General features: G+C 34.0%; 14 protein-coding genes and 2 tRNA genes. 8 read left to right on the plus strand and 8 right to left on the minus strand.

The genetic code is table 11. The features are described 5' to 3' along the window. Positions 1-57 precede the first annotated feature (57 nt). From rpsU to Q5N74_RS12090, 4 genes are all read right to left on the minus strand, one after another. Positions 58-252: a 30S ribosomal protein S21 gene (gene rpsU / locus Q5N74_RS12075; RefSeq protein ID WP_117174857.1), complete on the minus strand. Its 195-nt coding sequence runs from the start codon at positions 250-252 to the stop codon at positions 58-60. 30 nt (positions 253-282) lie between these two features. Then, the gene (locus Q5N74_RS12080) at positions 283-1,146 is read right to left on the minus strand and encodes an RNA polymerase sigma factor RpoD/SigA (protein ID WP_304389088.1); all 864 of its coding nucleotides are present in this window, start codon (positions 1,144-1,146) and stop codon (positions 283-285) included. A gap of 112 nt (positions 1,147-1,258) precedes the next feature. Further along, the gene (locus Q5N74_RS12085; RefSeq protein WP_304389089.1) at positions 1,259-3,952 is read right to left on the minus strand and encodes an AsmA-like C-terminal region-containing protein; all 2,694 of its coding nucleotides are present in this window, start codon (positions 3,950-3,952) and stop codon (positions 1,259-1,261) included. Positions 3,953-4,032: 80 nt separating this feature from the next. Next, the gene (locus Q5N74_RS12090) at positions 4,033-4,737 is read right to left on the minus strand and encodes a queuosine precursor transporter (protein WP_304389091.1); all 705 of its coding nucleotides are present in this window, start codon (positions 4,735-4,737) and stop codon (positions 4,033-4,035) included. A 72-nt stretch (positions 4,738-4,809) separates the two neighbouring features. Between Q5N74_RS12090 and folK the strand changes: the two genes are divergently transcribed. Next, positions 4,810-5,940: a 2-amino-4-hydroxy-6-hydroxymethyldihydropteridine diphosphokinase gene (gene folK / locus Q5N74_RS12095; protein WP_304389092.1), complete on the plus strand. Its 1,131-nt coding sequence runs from the start codon at positions 4,810-4,812 to the stop codon at positions 5,938-5,940. Positions 5,941-5,946: 6 nt separating this feature from the next. Here folK and Q5N74_RS12100 read toward each other — a convergent pair whose 3' ends face one another. Both Q5N74_RS12100 and Q5N74_RS12105 read right to left on the minus strand, forming a co-directional pair. Beyond that, on the minus strand, positions 5,947-7,140 hold the full coding sequence (locus Q5N74_RS12100) for a tRNA modification GTPase (RefSeq protein ID WP_304389095.1): 1,194 nt from the start codon (positions 7,138-7,140) through the stop codon (positions 5,947-5,949). Between the two features lie 151 nt (positions 7,141-7,291). Then, positions 7,292-8,209: a hypothetical protein gene (locus Q5N74_RS12105; protein ID WP_304389096.1), complete on the minus strand. Its 918-nt coding sequence runs from the start codon at positions 8,207-8,209 to the stop codon at positions 7,292-7,294. Positions 8,210-8,559: 350 nt separating this feature from the next. Between Q5N74_RS12105 and Q5N74_RS12110 the strand changes: the two genes are divergently transcribed. Continuing rightward, a complete protein-coding gene (locus tag Q5N74_RS12110; RefSeq protein WP_304389097.1) occupies positions 8,560-8,979 on the plus strand; it encodes a hypothetical protein in 420 nt (139 codons plus the stop codon). Positions 8,980-9,032: 53 nt separating this feature from the next. Here the strand turns inward: Q5N74_RS12110 and Q5N74_RS12115 are convergent, their stop codons facing one another. Both Q5N74_RS12115 and Q5N74_RS12120 read right to left on the minus strand, forming a co-directional pair. Then, positions 9,033-9,581 carry a GNAT family N-acetyltransferase gene (locus Q5N74_RS12115; protein WP_304389098.1) on the minus strand — a complete coding sequence of 183 codons (549 nt, stop codon included), beginning with the start codon at positions 9,579-9,581 and terminating at the stop codon, positions 9,033-9,035. A gap of 49 nt (positions 9,582-9,630) precedes the next feature. Next, positions 9,631-10,167 carry an RNA methyltransferase gene (locus tag Q5N74_RS12120; RefSeq protein ID WP_304389100.1) on the minus strand — a complete coding sequence of 179 codons (537 nt, stop codon included), beginning with the start codon at positions 10,165-10,167 and terminating at the stop codon, positions 9,631-9,633. 247 nt (positions 10,168-10,414) lie between these two features. On the opposite strand from Q5N74_RS12120, the gene mutS reads away from it, so the two are divergent. The 6 genes from mutS to Q5N74_RS12150 all read left to right on the plus strand — a co-directional run bounded on the left by mutS (position 10,415) and on the right by Q5N74_RS12150 (position 19,458). Next, positions 10,415-13,027, plus strand: a complete 2,613-nt coding sequence (mutS, locus tag Q5N74_RS12125; RefSeq protein ID WP_304389102.1) for a DNA mismatch repair protein MutS — start codon at positions 10,415-10,417, stop codon at positions 13,025-13,027. Positions 13,028-13,121: 94 nt separating this feature from the next. After that, a tRNA-Gly gene (locus Q5N74_RS12130) sits at positions 13,122-13,193 on the plus strand. A gap of 29 nt (positions 13,194-13,222) precedes the next feature. Then, positions 13,223-13,306 (plus strand) — tRNA-Leu (locus Q5N74_RS12135). Positions 13,307-13,670: 364 nt separating this feature from the next. Then, positions 13,671-14,687, plus strand: coding sequence for a GntR family transcriptional regulator (locus Q5N74_RS12140; RefSeq protein ID WP_304389103.1), 1,017 nt, complete (start codon positions 13,671-13,673; stop codon positions 14,685-14,687). A gap of 170 nt (positions 14,688-14,857) precedes the next feature. After that, positions 14,858-17,872: a TonB-dependent receptor gene (locus Q5N74_RS12145; protein WP_304389104.1), complete on the plus strand. Its 3,015-nt coding sequence runs from the start codon at positions 14,858-14,860 to the stop codon at positions 17,870-17,872. A gap of 11 nt (positions 17,873-17,883) precedes the next feature. Next, positions 17,884-19,458 (plus strand): RagB/SusD family nutrient uptake outer membrane protein, encoded by a 1,575-nt coding sequence (locus tag Q5N74_RS12150; RefSeq protein ID WP_304389105.1) that lies wholly within the window; start codon positions 17,884-17,886, stop codon positions 19,456-19,458. Positions 19,459-19,540: the final 82 nt, after the last annotated feature.

Consider the following 19,540-nt stretch of genomic DNA (forward strand, 5'->3'; position numbering starts at 1 on the left):
TCGCAGTATCGTGCAAATGGGACTTTTTTTATGTGTTATCTAAAGACTTAGTGTCTACTAAATATCTTCTTGATCTCTTAAGTTTTGAATATAAGATGCTTTTTGTACTTGGCGTCTTCTTTTAACAGAAGGTTTTGTGAAAAACTGAGCCTCTCTTAAATTTTGCATCACTTTAATGTTACGGTGCTTTCTCTTGTAACGTTTTAGGGCGCGTTCTATGTTTTCGCCATCTTTAATAATAATTTTTAACATAAATGGTTTTTAATTGTTTGTGTTTTAGGATTATCCTAAATACGTTTTTAATACTTTACTTTTTGATGTATGTCTCAATCGGCGTATGCCTTTTTCTTTTATTTGTCTTACACGCTCACGTGTTAACCCAAATGCTTCACCTATTTCTTCAAGGCTCATGGGTTGGTTGTTACTTATGCCGTAATAATTTCTAATTACTTCGGCTTCTTTGTCTGATAATGTGTTTAATGCGCGATTAATTTCCAAATTTAAGGAATCTTTCATTAAATCCATATCAGGTCTTGGCGATTCATTCGAATTTACAACGTCGTAAAGCGTCGATGTTTCACCATCCTTTAATGGAGCATCCATGGATACATGTCTGCTCGATATTTTCATTGATTGCTTAACGTCGCTAATGGTTAGCTCTAACGTATTGGCAATTTCTTCAGCACTTGGCGGACGCTCATGCGTCTGTTCCAAGAATGAATAAGCTTTATTAATTTTATTAATAGAACCAATTTTGTTCAAAGGTAGTCTAACTATTCGAGATTGTTCTGCTAAAGCTTGAAGAATAGCTTGTCTAATCCACCAAACAGCATAAGAAATGAATTTAAACCCCCTTGTTTCATCAAAACGCTTGGCTGCTTTCACTAAACCAGCATTACCTTCGTTAATTAAATCGGGTAATGTTAGACCTTGATTTTGATATTGTTTTGAGACTGAAACTACAAAACGTAAGTTAGAAGTCGTGAGTTTATCTAAAGCCACTTGATCTCCTTGTCGAATGCGTTGCGCTAATTCTACCTCTTCCTCGGCAGTGATTAACGGTATTTTACTAATGTCTTGAAGGTATTTGTCAAGTGATTTTGACTCGCGGTTGGTAACTTGTTTCGTGATTTTTAATTGCCTCATATATTATTTTTAAATTAATAATTCTTACTATTCCCAATATAGTATTTTTATTGGAAGAACCTAATTTTTAAGGTTTTTTCTTGTAAAAACAATCAAAAAAGTTTATTTTAGTCTATTTTACTGTATCTTTTTGCTTTTTCTTGTTTAATAATCCACCTAAAACATTTTTAACTGCATCTTTAGTAGTTGGGGTATTTGTTTTAGTAGAATCGGTAGGCGTGGTGGTTTTAGTTCCGCCTACAATACCTCCAAGAACATCTTTAACAGTATTATTTTGTTTTGTAGTGGCCGAATCTTTCTTTGCCTTGTTGCCCGTAATTAAATCTCCAAGCATATTATTTACTTTGTCTTTACCTTGATTCAGTAATTTTTGTTTTTGAATTTCTACCAGCTGCTTTGTTAAGCTAGAAACACCGCTTGTTAAATCTGTTTTAACCGTTGGGCTTGTGTAGCTACCGCCAATGGCTGCAGTAATAGGGATGGTAATGTTGTTTGCTGCCGGATCGTTTATTTTTGCAATAAGACTGGTAATTTCACTTCCTAAATATTTTGCAGGTACATTAAATACCGCATTATACGCTAGAGTTTTATCGAAACCATGCGAGCCCGCAATTTCAATTTCAATATCCTGGTATTTTATTTTGAAAGGTTTCACGCTTACTTTACCATCACTAAACTCAAATTTCGTTTTTAAGTCGTTTAGGTTTAGTTTCTTGAAATCTATAAAACTTAAAGAGTTTCCAAGTTTGCTTAATAATTCAGCATTTGAAGGATCTAAGGTTGATGATAGAATTTCCGCTAAAGCGCCACCCGACAAACTATTTAAATTAGGCGTAAAATCATCAGTCAAATTTCCTTTTAAATTAAGGGTTGTATTTAATTTTCCTTGAATAACCTTCGCTAAAGGTGCTAGTTTTTGGAATAACTCCATCCCTTGAAACGATTTGGCAATGTCAAAACCATTAATACCTAAGTCCATGTTAAAGCTAGGTGTATCTGTTTTTGTAGAAACCAAACCAGAAACGGCTAATTGCCCGTCAAATAAATTGGTGGTGAAATTTTGCAATTGTACTTGCTCATCTTTAATAATTAAAGCGCCTTTGGCATTTTTAAGCTGTAAATTATCGTAAAGAACGGTATTGGCTTGCGCATTAATGGTACAATCTAAAAAGGCTGGGATTTTTAAAGACTCTTTGGGGGCGGTTGTTTTTTTCGCGCCTTCCGTTTTGTTTTCTGTGGAGGCAGGCACATCATCACTCATAAAATCGTTTACAGCAAAGGTGTTCGATGTTAAGTTGAAGTTGCCTTGTAAGGTTTTGTTACTAAACATAAACCCTAATAAATTTTGAATGGTACCGGTCGCGTTTAAATCGGTTTTACCGGTTTGTGCTTTGAAGGTGTTTAACGAAACTGTTTGCGGATTAAAAGTAATGGCAGCATCAGAAATTATTAATGGGTTTTTGAAACCATCGGACACATATTTAAAACCACTTAAAGCCATACTTCCTGTGTTTTTAATACGTTCGTAGGCGTTTTTTTCAATAGCTTCCATATCAAAAGCGGTATTTACTTTGGCTTTTAAAACACCACTTAATTGTGTTTTTAAATCGATTGGGTACACTTTGGCGATGTTTGCTAAATTCAGTACCCCATCAATATCTGCATCAACCAGCATATTACCGGTAATGTTTTTTATGGTTGCCTTCGATTTGAAAATGTCTTGATCTATCTTAAAGTTTAAGGTGTTTATAGCAACGTAGGTGTCTTCCGTTTTTCCGGTGGTGTTTTTAATTTCGGTATCAATCACGATGCTTTCAACACGTTTTGGTAAATCGGGGTATTTAAAGGAGGCGTTGTTCGATTTGATGCTAATATCTAATGTTGGGATTGTAGCATCGGTTACCATACCTTTAATAATACCTTTTACTTTAAAGTCGCCCGTAGTTTCTACGTTTTCAATGTTTTTAGAGTAGGCTTCTGGCATTACAGCCAAAAAGTTTTTGAACGATGATTCTGGATTTTCAAAGGTGATATCAACATCTTGTCCGTTTTCTAGCAGTTGCACAAACCCGTGAAATTCAATAGGTAATTGATTAATAAAGCCTTTGTTTTCTTTAAACGTGTATTTGCTGTTTGCTAAGTCTAAACCAATTAAGGCGTCTAGCTTAATGGGGTTGTTGTTTAAATAGTTGGTGCCATCCATGGAGAAACTTACTTTGGCATCACTTTTTGTGTCTAATTCTGATTTTTCAGCTGAAAAAGTTCCTGTACCTTCATGGTTAAATTTAGAAATTTTAAAGATCATTTTAGACTCTTCACTTATATAGTTAATGTTACTGTTTGATATTTTGTAATCTTGAATATCAAAAGCAAAACTACTCGCTTCGGTGGAAGCATTCTCTTTTTCTTTGGTGATGTCGTAATTAGTAGCGCCTTCTGCGTTGATTATTAAATTTAGCAAAACGGTATCAGCATTTATAGAATTTACGATAATGGCTTCGTCTGCTTTTTTAAATAGTTCTTTTATAGATATGGTAAAGGCGATGTTTTTTGCACTTACCAAGGTATCGCCTTTAAAAGGTTCAAAATTAGTTATGGCCAAATCGCTTACGCTTACATGTGCTTGCGGAAAACTTTTTATGAAACTTAAATCGACGTCGCTAAACTCTACTTGAGCATTTAAATTTTCGTTGATGAAGCGCTTAACCATGCCTTTTATTTGCGATTGAAACACAAACGGGCTAGCTATTAAGGCGGCTAAAATAATAAGTAGGGATATTCCGGTGATTTTAAGAGCTTTTTTCATTGCCTAATTTTATAAAAATTTACTGGCAAAAATAGCCAAAAGCTAAGCGTTAACCGAATATTTAACAACCATTTATGGTTTTAAATAAGGCTAATTTCTTCGTTTTCTTTCAGTTTGAAACGTTTTCTAAATAAAAACACGCCTAAATACAAAAAAGGGGTGTCGCAAACGGCTATAAGTACTTTAAAAAGAAAACCGCTAATTAATAAGCCTTTAAACATGTGCCAAGGCAATACTTCGAAAAAACATAGTAAAAATACCACCGAAAAGGTATCTACAAACTGAGATAAAAAGGTTGAGAAGTTATTGCGTAACCATAAATGTTTGCCTTTGGTTATTCGTTTCCAGAAATGATAAATTTGAATATCGATAAATTGCGCAAATAAATAGGCCGTCATGCTAGCGCCTACAGCTAAAATGGTGCGCCCGAAAACATGCGAAAACATGCCGTCGTCTATGGGGGAACTTGAAATTGCAGGAACCATATCTGCTACAAAAACAATTAAAACAGAGAAAAGCGATGCGAAAATACCAGCGACTACCACTTGGTTAGCGCGTTTTTTACCGTAAATTTCACTTATTAAATCGGTAATTAAAAAGGTGATAGGATAGGGCAGGATTCCTACGGATACAACAAATAATTTACTTCCAAAAATCTCGATATCAAAGGGATGCCAGTAAAAAAATTTCTGAAAAATAAGGTTTGAAACCACCAACGATGTTATAAAAAGGGCTCCTAAAAGCATGTAAATTTGTTGAGCAGCAAGTTTGTCTTTTAAAGTCATTTATAATTGTGAATAAATAGGTCTTGTAAATATAAAAGAATAAAATTTGTTTTAGTTATTTTGCCGATACTTATGATACAAGCAAAAACGTTTTACATCGCATTAGGAAGTAATAAAGGGGATAAATTTAAGAACCTTCAAGACGCTATCGATTTAATATATATTCGAATTGGAAGCGTAACCCAAATTTCTAAAGTTTATAAATCGCCTGCATTTGGCTTTGAAAGCGACGATTTCTTTAACGCCTGTTTGGTGTTAGAGAGCTATTTAGACCCTGAAATATTGCTTCAAGAATTGCTAGTTATTGAAACGGTTTTAGGACGTGTGCGTACTGATAAATCGAGCTACGAATCGCGCAGTATCGATTTGGATATAGTATTTGTTGAAGATGCTATTATTAATACTGAAAGCCTCCAAATACCACATCCAGAAATGCAAAAGCGCAAGTTTGTGTTATTGCCACTTAATGATGTTGCAGCGAAAGTGAAACATGTTAAACTAAATAAAGAAGTAGCTGTGTTGTTGCAAGAATGTGAAGATGATAGCCTTGTGGAGCCTATTAATATTTGGTTGAAAAACCCGAATAAAACTTTCGATTTTTCTAAGCTGGGTTACGTAGCGATTGAGGGTAATATTGGTGCTGGAAAAACCAGTTTAGCTAATAAAATTGCTCACGATTTTAATGCGCGCCTTATTTTGGAGCGTTTTGCTGATAATCCGTTTTTACCTAAGTTCTATCAAGATGCTGCGCGTTATGCGTTTCCGCTCGAAATGTCTTTTCTTGCTGAAAGGTACCAGCAAATTAGCGACGATTTATCTCAGCTCGATTTGTTTAAAGATTTTATTGTGAGTGATTATGATGTGTTTAAATCGCTTATATTCTCTAAGGTGACTTTGCAAGAAGATGAATTCAAACTGTACAGAAAGCTGTTTTACCTCATGTACAAAGAATTGCGTAAACCTGATTTGTATGTGTATTTATATCAAAATACCGAACGATTGCAGGCGAATATAAAGAAACGCGGACGCGATTACGAACAAAGTATCGATAACGACTATCTTGAAAAAATTAATACAGGCTATTTAGATTTCCTAAAAACCCAAAACGAATTTAACGTGAAAATTATTGATATTTCTGATAGAGATTTTATTGAAAATAGAAATGATTATTTATGGATTTTGGGTGAGATTTGTGGTGAATAATTGTGTTTAAAAAACAGTGTAACTTAATATTAAAGATACTGTTTTGTAATCGGAATAATATGCTGTATAAGTGTTTAGTAGATCTCTAGTTGTGTGGTACCTAAACTCAATGCTGTATGTGTCATTTTGTTTAAACCCTATTCCTAGACCGATGTTGGACGATTTTGTTAGTTCTAATTCGGCTCCTGTGCTGTATGATATGGTTGAGCTGCCTAAAAAATCAAGTATGTATGAGCCATTAATGAATAACTTGGAGTTATTATTTATAAACAAGTAATGTCTTATTCCAATAGGTAATTCAACTGATTTGTAGTCTACTTTAGCCGTTGAATTAGTTTGTTTCTTTATAGATTTAAAATACTGATAGGTTGGTTCTATAATTATAGCCCATTTGTTTTTATTGAACCCAAGTATGAATTCTGTCTCAATTCCTAAGCGAAACCCTAATTTGTTTTCGAAATCTACGTTTCTAGAGGTGCTCACTTCGTTTTGTACAGAAAGTGAGGAGCTATTTGTACCTAAACGTAAGTTTAAATTAAAAAGATCTTTCTTTTGTTTTTCTGTAAAAGTAACTAGTAATTCTGGATTCTGGCATTGGTTATAAAGGGTGAAGAAACCTATAAGGTCATTCTTAGTGTAGTTAATTTTTTTAATATCATTAAGTGAAATTTTTTGGCATTTTAAGTCATTCCATAATTGTTGTCTGAAGCTGTTGTTTTCAGCTATGAAGCTTCCTGAAACTTTATGTTTTTTAAAAATGAGCTGTTCAATATCTTCACTACTTTCTTTAGAATAAAAATATCTCACTAAATTTCCTTCCTCATATTGGTATAAGTTAGAATGTCCATCTATTAATACGTTTAAAAAAAGTTCTTCTTCTTGAAATATAGGGTTTCTATCAGTGCTTAATTTATTTAGTGAGCTGCTAGATCTATCCATATTTACGATTTGTCGTATATATTTTGAAAAATTATAAACTCCAAATTCTTTTACTTGTTTTATGGTCGCCTTGGATTGGTCTGAATTTTCAGATATTTTGTATTCGAACTCTGTTGGGTTGTTTTTCCAATCAATGTTTTTAATTAGGCATTCTGTTTTTTTGTTATTGTTATCTATATAGTATCCTTTTTCAAAATTAATTTGTGAGAAACAGTGTGTGGTTATAATTACGGTTAAAATTAATAATAGTTGTTTTTTCATTTTTATGGTTGCTTAAATTGGTGTGAGGTTGTTACTGTTAGAGTTTTTATTGAAAATAGAATTGATTATTTATGGATTTTGGGAAAGATTTGTGGTTTTGATTGATTAAAATTAGGTTCGCCATAAGTGGTTTATTAAAAGGTGAGTAGTGTTATATTATCTCAATGATTCGTTCTTCAATGTTTGTAGATGCTTCGGCACTAATCTCTTTTGTTTCGATACTGTAAATTAACCAGCCAGTTTCTCCGTGTATTCTTGATGCTGTATTTGTTATGTTTGTTAATGATGGGAATTTATCTCTCTGCGGAAAATTGTCGCCAAAATTCCCGGAGTTTTTTAAATAATTATAGGTGGCATCTGTTAATTGATTTGAGTTTATAATATGGTTCGATCTAAAAATTGAATTACCATCCACTTCGTTTATTTCATCTAAGCTAAATCGAACGTTTGTGTCAAAAGGTTTGTCCCCATAATTATTAGCGGTTTCTAGAAGTCCTTCTAGCTCTTCGCCTAGTTTATATTTTACACCATGAAATTGATAAAATTGCATCACATCTTTAATGGCATTAGCTTGAATAGATTCCTTTGATGTATAAATATTCATGGCATTAGTGATTAGTTTTTCAGAATTAGGGATGTTTTTTAATTCTTCTTTTAATGTTTTGGTCACTTTTTCTAAGTGGGTTTTAATATCATCTGCATTTATGATCTCTAGGAAAGCTCCAAGTTCATCTGTTTTTATTATTACAGATAGGTCGCTTGATATGGTTGCTAGTTTTTGTGCTAATGCATTCTCTGTATCAATAGCATAGTTTTTGTAAAACCATTCTATTGTATATGAATTCTGGGTAGAGTCTAGTATTTTAATGTCCACTTCGTAGGTTATTAAGTCTCTCGAAAGTGTGTCGTTGCTTTTGACTTTAATTTTTTCGTAAGAAACGGTGTAAGATTGTGTTTCTTGTTTTTCCCAGTATCCAATAACTTGAACGGTAGAATCTTTTACGTTTATTTGAGCAGAAAGTTTAGCTGAAAGTAGTAGAGCGATTCCAAGTAGTAAAAGTTTGTTCATTGAAAATTTGATTATTTTAGATGGTAATTAGATGCCGTTTTGGTTTTAGGCTGACTAAGAAAGAAGTTGTGATTTTTAGGATTAGAATGAAGTTGATGTTGCCTTTAAATATATTGGGAACTATAATCTAGATGGGGGTGATTATTCGCTTTACTCCTTGATCTATAGTAGGATGAAATAATAATAAAGTTGCAATTCATCGATAAAAATTGTATTTTAGCCTGTGCTATTGAGTTTGAATGGGTAATTTACTACTTTTTTTGATTATCTACGGAAATTTATAGCACCCTAAATTAATAACTTAAAATTAAAAAATGATGTTTCAAATGAAATTATTTAAAAACCTACTTATGCTTGTCTTAATCGTATCATCTGTAACCTTAGTTGGTTGTAGTGATGATGATGCCCCGGCAGTGTTAGTATCTGTAAACGGAACCGTTGTGTTTAATAATACTGATGAGTTTAATGGAGATATTGATGGCGATTTTTCCAGCAACGGAGGAACGGCTACTAAAAGTTTTATGTGGCAAAATGCTTTAGCAACAGCTGATTATAATGCGGATATTTCTACCTCGGTAGAAGGTTCTTTTAGAATGGTTGTTCAAGATGCTAATGGCGGTGTTGTGTTGGACAGGTCTTTAAGTGGTGCTACAGCTCCAGATTCTATTTCGGGCGTAACCACAGGTGGAGCTCCTGGACTTTGGACGGTAACTATAACTTTAACGTCTTTTACTGGTGATGGAAGTTTTTCACTAAGTGAAGGCAATTAAAATACTTTAAAACTATAATAAGCTCAAATGGTAAAATGCTGTTTGGGCTTTTTTTAGTTCCAATCCCATACTAAAATATTCCATTCATCGGTCGCATCTTTAAAGGTGTGAATGGTTTTAAAGCCCGTTTTTTCATGTGCCAACATAGACGGAATATTGCTTGATGATACTTCTGTAACGCAGTAATCAAACATTTTTGAGTAAACTTCTTTATGTTTTAAGTATAGTTTGTTTAAAACACCTTGTCGTTTATAGGCATCATCTACACAAATTTGTCCCATTACATAATAGTTGAAGTTACTTAGTTTGCTTCCTTTAAATATTATTTGTTCAAAATTTTCAAACATGGGAATAAGCACTGGTACTAAATTTTTAAATTCTTTAAGCATAACAAGAGCATAGGCAACCACTTTATCGCCGTCTTTTGCAATAATTTGTGAAGCTTTAGTATTCATTGTAATTAGCATCTCGAAACTATGCATAACCGTTAGAAAGCCTTTGTTTGCTTTCGAATTGGCGGATAGGTTGTCTAAATGATTCTCTTTCTGTAAAGCTAATATTTGGTGAAGTTCGTTATTGGTTTCGGCACGTTTTATTTCCATGGCTGTACTGGTTTGAAAAAGGTTTTTTTAGTGCCGAATGGTTGTGTTACTAATTTAGGTTTTTCAGTTTACAAAACACATCCCAAACAGCCACACCACAACTTACTGATATATTCAAGGAGTGCTTTGTTCCAAATTGCGGAATTTCCAATACCACATCGCTAGCGCTAACCACATTTTGTGCAACACCTTTAACTTCGTTACCAAAAATTAAAGCATAAGTTGTGTCTGTTTCGGGTATAAATTGGTCTAACATGGTGGCATTTTCGGCTTGTTCAATAGAAATGATTTTCACCTGTTCAGTCTTCAGTTTTTCAATTAATTCTAGGGTGTTTTCTGCGTATTCCCAGTCTACGGTGTCCGTGCTTCCTAAAGCGGTTTTATGTATGTCTTTGTGTGGTGGTGTCGCCGTTATACCGCAGAGGTATATTTTTTCAACTAAAAAAGCATCGCTGGTTCTAAAAACCGATCCAATATTATTGAGACTTCTAATGTTATCCAATACCACAATGATGGGTGTTTTTTTTACATCCTTAAAATCTTCAACACTTAATCGGTCTAACTCGCTGTTTTTTAGTTTTCTCACGTTTTTATTTGTTTTATGTCAATGTGTGTAGCGAAATAATTTGCTTTACTTTCTATCCAGAAATGGCTTGGCGTACAACAATCCTTTATTGGTGTATTTGTGGCACATTTTCAATATAACAGTTGTGAACAATTGTAAATAACTTATTAGTTATCTCTTTTATAAAAAACTAAATAATAAGTACATTAGCAATCTTGCAAACTCAATAACTATTGAGGCAAAAATAACACTAAAAAACCACTTACCCTTGGCTAAAAAAGCAAAAAAAGAAACCCCTTTAATGAAACAATATAACGCTATTAAAGCTAAGTATCCCGATGCTTTGCTGTTGTTTCGTGTGGGCGATTTTTATGAAACCTTTGGCGAAGATGCTATTAAAGCAGCCGGTATTTTAGGTATTACGCTCACAAAGCGTGGGGCTGGTAGCGAGAGTGAAATTGAGTTGGCAGGTTTTCCGCATCATTCTGTAAATACTTATTTACCAAAATTGGTTAAAGCGGGCGAGCGTGTTGCTATTTGCGACCAGTTGGAAGATCCAAAGCAAACTAAAACCATCGTAAAACGTGGGGTTACAGAGTTGGTGACACCTGGTGTAGCATTTAATGATGAGGTGTTGGTGTCGAAATCGAACAACTTTTTATGTTCGGTGTATTTTGATAAAAAATATATAGGTGTTTCCTTTTTAGATATTTCTACAGGTGAATTTTTAACATCTCAAGGAAATGCGGAATACATTGATAAATTATTACAAAATTTCAGCCCAAGTGAAGTGCTCGTTTCTAAGCAAAAACGCACGCTCTTTAATGAAACCTTCGGCAAAGATTTTCATACGTTTTATATGGAAGATTGGGTATATCAAACAGATTATGCCTATGAAACACTGATAAAACATTTCAAGACAAAAACGTTAAAAGGCTTTGGTGTTGAAGATTTGGATGAAGGTATTATTGCCTCGGGTTCCATTCTACATTATTTGGGTGAAACACAGCATAATAAACTTCAGCATATAACGGCCATTTCTAGAATTTCTGAAGACGCTTATGTGTGGATGGATAAATTTACCATCAGGAATTTAGAACTTTATAATTCTACCAATAATAATGCGGTAACGCTTTTGAATATTATTGATAGAACGATTTCTCCCATGGGTGGTCGCTTGCTAAAACGTTGGTTGGCATTGCCGCTAAAAAGCATTGATAATATAAAACAGCGTCATGAAGTCGTTCATTATTTAAAAAATGAAAACACAACGCTTCAAAAAACGCAGAATCATATAAAACATATTGGCGATTTAGAACGCTTAATATCTAAAGTGGCCACGGCTAAGGTGAATCCGCGCGAGGTTATTCAGCTTAAAAATTCATTAGAAGCTATTGTGCCCATAAAATCTTTGGCAAGTAATTGTAATAATGAATCGCTGAAAATTATAGGCGATACACTTCAAAGTTGCGACATATTGCGTGCGAAAATTAAGGAAATGCTTAATGAAGATGCGCCTGTTAATGTTTTAAAAGGGCATACCATTGCTTCAGGTTTTTCATCTGAATTGGATGAATTACGCGGTTTGTCAAAATCTGGAAAAGATTATTTAGATAAGATGTTGCAACGTGAAAGCGAGCGTACCGGCATCACATCTTTAAAAATAGATTCGAATAATGTATTTGGGTATTATATTGAGGTGCGCAATACACATAAAGATAAAGTACCGCAGGAATGGATACGTAAGCAAACTTTAGTGAATGCAGAACGTTACATTACTGAAGAATTAAAAGAATATGAAACTAAAATTCTAGGTGCTGAAGATAAAATTTTAGCCATCGAACAGCAATTGTTTGCCGAATTGGTCACTTGGATGAACCAATACATAAAACCAGTGCAACAAAATGCCTTTTTAATTGGGCAGTTAGATTGTTTATGTGGTTTTGCGCAATTGGCAAACGATAATAATTACGTGTATCCAGTTCTTGATGAGTCGAACGATTTAGAGATTAAAGATGGGCGACACCCTGTTATAGAAAAGCAGCTACCTATTGGTGAGGCTTATATTGCTAATGATGTGTTTTTAGATAGAACCAACCAACAAATCATTATGATTACGGGGCCTAATATGTCTGGTAAGTCGGCTATTTTGCGTCAAACGGCCTTAATTGTGTTGTTAGCCCAAATAGGAAGCTTTGTGCCTGCAAAAGAGGCTAGAATTGGGTTGGTTGATAAAATTTTCACTAGAGTAGGTGCGAGTGATAATATTTCGATGGGTGAATCGACCTTTATGGTGGAGATGAATGAAACGGCTTCTATTTTGAATAATATTTCAGAAAGAAGTTTGGTGTTGTTAGATGAAATTGGTCGTGGTACTAGTACGTATGATGGTATTTCTATTGCATGGGCTATTAGTGAATATTTACACGAGCATCCTGCAAAACCTAAAACCCTGTTCGCAACCCATTACCACGAACTTAATGAAATGACAGAAACCTTCGGTCGTATAAAAAACTATAATGTATCGGTAAAAGAGTTGAAAGACAATGTGCTTTTTATTAGAAAACTGGTTGAAGGCGGTAGTGCGCATAGTTTTGGTATTCATGTCGCAAAAATGGCGGGAATGCCGCAACAAGTTTTGCATCGTGCTAACGCTATTTTAAAGAAATTAGAGAAGTCACATTCCAGCGAAGAGCTTACCGATAAGGTAAAAACACTCACGGACGATATGCAGCTTAGTTTTTTTAATTTAGACGACCCATTATTGGAAAATATAAAAGAGGAAATATTACATATTGATATTGATACACTTACGCCGGTAGAAGCGCTTATGAAATTGAATGAAATTAAGCGAATGTTGGTCAAGAAAAAGCAAGTTTAAATTTTTTTCATTTTTTTTACGAAAAGGCTTTGCAGTTTCTAGAAAAGTTCTAAATTTGCATCCGCAATAGCAATGTTGCACGTTCATTAAAATTGCGAAAGTAGCTCAGGGGTAGAGCATCACCTTGCCAAGGTGGGGGTCGCGGGTTCAAATCCCGTCTTTCGCTCTGAAACTTTCTTAAAAATATACCAAGTTGCTGAAGTGGTGGAATTGGTAGACACGTTGGACTTAAAATCCAATGTCCATTAGGACGTACGGGTTCAAGTCCCGTCTTCAGTACTAAAGCCTTATCTTTTATTAGATAAGGCTTTTTTTATTTAGGCACCTTATAAGGTTTGTGTGCTTAAGCTTCATTTAACCGACCAGGATAAAAGTTTTTGTCTAGTATTACTGCATACAGATTAACAGTAATTGAAATATGTGGTTGCTTTAAAAATTTCACATATCTTCTGGGTTTGTTTAAATACTTATACTAGTTGTAAGACGATATATTGCTAATTTCTTAATTTAAAAAAAGGAAGGATTATGTAAAAAGTTGTGTGTAGCCTTCTTAAGTATGTCGGGTTTGGGTCTTTTTTCTTTTATTGATTTGCGAGCCTTAAAAATTATAATGTATTTTGCATAACGAATTATAGATATATTGATGGAATTTCTCTTTGAAAAAATAAACGACTTAAAAAAAAACTCGAGCTTTACTAAGCACGAAAAATTAATTAAGGCGATAGAGACTGTAATTGAGGCTAAGTATTTGAAAAAAGGAGATCGCCTACCTTCCATTAATAAAATGGTTGCTGAAATTGGTTTTGCAAGAAAAACGATTGTTAAGGCCTACGAAGAGTTAAAAGACAGAGGAATTGTAGAATCTAAAAACTTTAAAGGCTATTATATAGCAGATGTTAATACGGGTACAAAATTAAGGGTAGCGCTTGTGCTCTACGCGTTTCATACATTTCAAGAAGATTTTTATAATACCTTTAGAAAGGAGTTAGGTAAAAAATACATTATTAATGTATTCTTTCATCATAATAATTTAGATGTGTTTACAGATATACTTGCTAGAATTTCTGGCAGATATGGTATGTATGTTATTGCTCCAATACAACTCCCAGAAGTCAGTTTATTACTAAAAAAAATTCCTTCAGATAAGTTATTAGTTATAGATAGACAAGTTTCATTGCCTGAAGACTATTCGTTTATAACTCAAGAATTTGAAAGTTCAACGTTCGAACAATTAAAAAAAATACTGACCGAAATAAAAAAATACAAACAATTTGTTTTATTCTTTACAAACGATTCGGATTATCCTATTGGGATATTACGTGCCTTTAATAGATTTATAAAAGAATTCAATATTAATGGAAAAGTAGAGGCTCAATATAAACCGGGCAGTATAAAAAAAGATAGATTATACTTTTTTATTAATGATAGCGATTTATGGGGGATTCTTAAAGATAGTAAACCTAAAAACTATATTATTGGTAAGGATATTGGGTTATTAGCCCATAACGATAATGCCATTAAAGAAATAATATTTGGAGGGATTACCACTATTTCTATCGACTTTAAGAAAATGGCAAAAGAATCTGCCTACTACGTGAAATTAAAGGAGCATACTCGAAAAATTATACCTTCAGAACTCATCCATAGAAAATCATTATAGTCAAATAAACGTCAATTTCAAAGCGAATTTTAAGTAAATCACAGTATTTTTTTTAAATTCTGATGTGATATTGATTTTTTTTATATATTTGTAAAGTAGCATACTGTAGCATACTTGTTTTTAAAAGTAGCATACTGTATCACAACTAAACTAACTTTAATTAATAACTTATGAAAAAAAACGTACTACGACTATTATTTTGCTTAGTCCTATTCTTAACAGGAATTAGTGCTAGTGCCCAGACTCAATCTGTTTCAGGAATAGTTTCAGATAGTCAATTCCCCCTCCCTGGAGTTAACATTATTGTAAAAAACTCTGCAAAGGGAGCAACTACAGATTTTGATGGTAACTATAGTTTAAGTGATTTAAGCGCGACAGATATTGTTGTTTTTAGCTATGTGGGCTATAAAACACAAGAAATCACGGTTGGAAATCAAACCACAATTAACGTCAGGTTAATAGAAGCTGCTGCTTCTTTAGATGAGGTAGTAATTGTTGGTTATGGTACAACAAACAAAAGAGAACTTACTGGTTCTATTGGTACTATAAAAGGAGATGCTATTGCAACGACCGTAGCTGGTAATCCAGCCTCAGCTTTACAAGGTAAATTAACAGGTATTCAAGTTGAAAATCCTGGAGGTAAACCTGGCGCTAAAGGAAACGTTTTTATTAGAGGGGTAAACTCATTAAGTAACGCAGACCCTTTATATATTATTGATGGTTTGTTTGTTGATGACATGAGTTATGTAAATCCGCTAGACATCGAAAATATTTCGGTACTTAAAGACGCTGCTGCTGCTGCAATTTATGGTTCTAGAGCTGCCAATGGTGTGGTTTTAATAAAAACAAATCACGGTAGAAAAAATAGAGATTTAGAAGTTACTTTCAATTCTAGAATAGGTTTTGATACACCAAGTAAAAAATTAGATTTTATAAACGGACAACAATACACCGATTATTTAAATCAACGTTTTGTGAATGATGGAAGTTCTTCAGCAGTTTCATTTAATGGTGTGGATACAGATTGGCAGGATGAAAACTTACAAAGTGGAATTATTGAAGATTATGGAATCTCTTTATCTGGAGGTGGTGAAAAATCATCTTTCTATTCATCAATAAACTACTTTAATCAAGATGGTATTCTTGTAGGTTCAGGCTTTAAAAGATTGAATGCAAGATTGAATAGCGAGCATGAATTTGGAAAATTTAAAGTATCTCAATCTTTAGGTTTAGCTGAAGGAAAATTACAAGATAATAACTGGTATGGTTTTGATGGTACAACAGCACCAACTGTAGCTTTAAGAAATGAGACTAACGATGGTGGTTTTGAAGCGCCATCAACAAATATTCATGGACCTGGAGGAGTTAATCAATTCGGATTAGCAACATTAGAAGATAATTTAGAAACTACGCGTACACTTTTTGCAAGTTTAAAATTAGACTATGAAATTACTGAAGAATTAACAGCTGGCATTAATTTAGGTGTAGATTATACAACTCAAAAACGTTTTCAATTTACGCCAACATACTTTATGAGTACGGTTGATGCTGTAAGAAACGTGAATGATTTAAATGATCTTACTGAATTTAACCAAGAAGATATTAATTTATTATTTGAGCCGACGCTGTCTTACAGCAAAACAATTGATGAAGCTCACAAAGTATCAGCAGTAGTTGGTTATACACGTTTTATCGAAAATCAAAAAAGTAGTGGTATTTACGGTCAAGGTACGCCCGCAAATAGTATTAGAGTTGTTGGTGCTTTACCTTCAAATGATCAAAACATATTGTTAGGTCAAGATAACGAGGCTGGTTTAATATCTTATTTTGGAAGATTAAACTACGGTTATAATGATAAATATTTGTTCTCTGGGACCTTAAGACGTGATGCTTCCTCAAGGTTTGCTAAAGCAAATCAAGTAGGTTACTTCCCTGCTATTTCTGCGGGATGGAATATTTCTAATGAAGATTTCTGGAAGTCTGAAATGATTAACTTCTTCAAGTTAAGAGTGTCTTATGGTGAATTAGGGTCTTATCCAGATGTGTTTTACCCAACTCAAGCGGTATTTCTTGCCAACCAATCTAACACAAGTTTTGGAGGGGGAACTGCTAATGGTTTAGCACAAACAACTTTAGCTGATGAAAATTTAGTATGGGAAACTACAAAAACATTCGATATAGGTGTTGATATGTCTTTACTAAATAGCGCACTTACATTTTCAGCAGATTATTATTCGAAAGATGTTGAAGATGCGCTTGTTCCAATTAGTATTCCTTCAACTGCAGGTGTTAGTTTGCCTGTAACAAGAAATGCTGGAACATTAATAAATAATGGATTTGAATTTGATGTCACTTACAGAAAATCTGAAGGCGACTTCACTTACAGTGTGGGAACAAACTTTTCATTCAACCTTAAAAATGAAGCAAAAGATATTCCTGCTACTATTTTAGGACCTGGAATTGATGAAGATTTACGTGTGGTTAATAGGACAGAAGCTAATGGTCCTGTAGGTGCATTTTATGGTTATATAGTAGAGGATAAAGTCGATCCTGCAACGGGCGATTTTATAAGAGTAGATACTGATGGTGTAGCAGGTATTACCTCAGATGATCAAACGATTATTGGTAACCCAACACCAGATTTTACTTATGGTCTTAATTTCAACGGTAAATATAAAAAATTCGATATTGCCTTAAACTTCAACGGAGTTTCTGGTAACGAAATTTATAACCTAAGTAAATATTATAATATCTTATGGCAAGATGGTGGTAAATTAACGGATGTCTTGAATTCTTGGACACCTAGTAATACCGATACCAGTATTCCTAGAGCCTCTGTTGATGATGCTGCTGGAAATAAAGCACCGTCTTCGTTCTTCGTAGAAGATGGTTCTTATTTCAGACTTAAAAACATGGAGTTTGGCTATAATTTTGGTGAAAATGTACTTGGAGTAGATTGGATTAAAAGCGTAAGATTATCATTAAACATTCAAAACGTTTTTGTAATTACAGATTATTCTGGTTACGATCCAGATGTGGCATCAACAAATAGTGGTAGAGCCAATATTAACTCGGGCGTACCAGGAGTAAGGTCAAATGTAAACCCTTTACTTGGTAGAGGTTTAGATCAAAGAGCATATCCAAATGCAAGAACATTCATGTTAGGTTTACAAGCTAAGTTTTAAAAAATAAGATTATGAAAAATTCAATAAAAATAAAAAGCTCTTTAGGCATAATAGCGGTTACGTTATTAATGACAGTTGGTGTTGCTTGTTCTGATAATATTTTAGACCAGAACAATAACAACGCTACTTCAACAGCAAACTTTGGTACTTCTGTAGATCAAGTAAAATCTGCAATAAATGGTGCATTCCACCCAATAACAGGAACTTTTTTCTGGGGTAGAATTGTACACACAGGTGCCATGTTGCGTTCAGATGAATTTAATGTATTTCCATTTGGTTCTAATACGGCAATGTCAACTTTTCAAGGAAATCCTGGAGATCGCTGGGCAACAGAGCCTTGGCAAGAACTTTACAAATCCATAGCAAGATGTAACAATATCATTATTAATGTTACTGAAGAAGGCATTGCTGATAAAACAACTAGAGATAACTTAGTTGGTCAAGCTTATTTTTTAAGAGCTTTTGATTATTGGTACTTAGCGAATCTTTACGGAAATGTGCCTTTAATTACAGAGTTGCCAGATTTAGATAACCTTTTAGTAAAGCAAGCGACTTCTGATGTTATTTGGGCTCAAATTATTTCAGATTTAGAAATGGCTGAAAATATGTTGCCTGAAAATTGGACTGGAGACGATTTAGGAAGACCTACTTCTGGTGCTGCTACAGCACTTAAAGGCAAAAGTTATTTATATATGAAACAATACGGGCCTGCAGTTACTGCACTAAACAGTTTAGTCGGTAAATATAGTTTATTGCCAGGGGCTCAATTTGGAGACAATTTCACGACTACTAACGAGAATAATAGTGAGTCTATTTTTGAACTTCAATTTTTAGGTCAAGATACATTTGTATGGGGGTCTGATATTCCTGGTACTGGAAGTATGGGGAATTTTCATATTGATTATGCGCCACCTACTAAATCGCCAGATAGAAGTCATGTAGTAAACCCTTGGTTGAAAGGTTTATTTGAAGCTAACGGTGATACTACCCGTAGAAATGAAACATTGGTTTATGATTATGCAGGTGCTACAGGCTATGGAGGTGTTGCGTTTGCAACAGATATGGCTGCAGATATTGCTGTTGCTAACGATGCAGGTGTAGAACCTATTTTTTCTAGAAAATACTCTGGAATGGATTTAGGTGAAAGAAGTACCGTTGACTTTCTAGGAACTAACGTAGGTAACAACTGGAGAATAATTCGTTATGCTGATGTATTGCTAATGTTGGCTGAAGCTTTAAATGAAGATGCTAGAACTTCTGAAGCTGTACCATTTGTTGATATGGTAAGAGATAGAGCTGGTTTAGCTTCAATTGCAGGAACTACTCCTGGAATTAATCAAACAGATATGCGTCAAGCTATTATTGAAGAACGCGCCATGGAATTAGCAGGTGAAGGACATCGTTTCTTTGATTTGGTACGCTGGGGGCTTGCCGACGATTATATGGGGGCAACGTCATTACACGGTAACCATCCAAAATCATTAAGTGGAGGTGCTTTTCAAAACGGAAAACATGAATTAATCTGGATTCCAGATTCTGAAAGAGATGCAAACCCTAACCTGAACCAAAATCCTGGTTACAATTAATATAATTGATTTAGTTTTTATTTTTTTTGGTTGAATAAAAGCTGAGTTTTTAGTTTGACTCGGCTTTTACTCCAATCAATTG

Origin of the sequence: Mariniflexile sp. AS56 (genome assembly GCF_030552475.1) — a bacterium.
GTDB lineage: Bacteria > Bacteroidota > Bacteroidia > Flavobacteriales > Flavobacteriaceae > Mariniflexile.

Coding starts and splice junctions, on each gene's coding strand:
- rpsU (WP_117174857.1), bottom strand. CDS start 252: ATGTTAAAAATTATTATTAAAGATGGCGAAAACATAGAACGCGCCCTA.
- Q5N74_RS12080 (WP_304389088.1), bottom strand. CDS start 1,146: ATGAGGCAATTAAAAATCACGAAACAAGTTACCAACCGCGAGTCAAAA.
- Q5N74_RS12085 (WP_304389089.1), bottom strand. CDS start 3,952: ATGAAAAAAGCTCTTAAAATCACCGGAATATCCCTACTTATTATTTTA.
- Q5N74_RS12090 (WP_304389091.1), bottom strand. CDS start 4,737: ATGACTTTAAAAGACAAACTTGCTGCTCAACAAATTTACATGCTTTTA.
- folK (WP_304389092.1), top strand. CDS start 4,810: ATGATACAAGCAAAAACGTTTTACATCGCATTAGGAAGTAATAAAGGG.
- Q5N74_RS12100 (WP_304389095.1), bottom strand. CDS start 7,140: ATGAAAAAACAACTATTATTAATTTTAACCGTAATTATAACCACACAC.
- Q5N74_RS12105 (WP_304389096.1), bottom strand. CDS start 8,209: ATGAACAAACTTTTACTACTTGGAATCGCTCTACTACTTTCAGCTAAA.
- Q5N74_RS12110 (WP_304389097.1), top strand. CDS start 8,560: ATGCTTGTCTTAATCGTATCATCTGTAACCTTAGTTGGTTGTAGTGAT.
- Q5N74_RS12115 (WP_304389098.1), bottom strand. CDS start 9,581: ATGGAAATAAAACGTGCCGAAACCAATAACGAACTTCACCAAATATTA.
- Q5N74_RS12140 (WP_304389103.1), top strand. CDS start 13,671: ATGGAATTTCTCTTTGAAAAAATAAACGACTTAAAAAAAAACTCGAGC.
- Q5N74_RS12145 (WP_304389104.1), top strand. CDS start 14,858: ATGAAAAAAAACGTACTACGACTATTATTTTGCTTAGTCCTATTCTTA.
- Q5N74_RS12150 (WP_304389105.1), top strand. CDS start 17,884: ATGAAAAATTCAATAAAAATAAAAAGCTCTTTAGGCATAATAGCGGTT.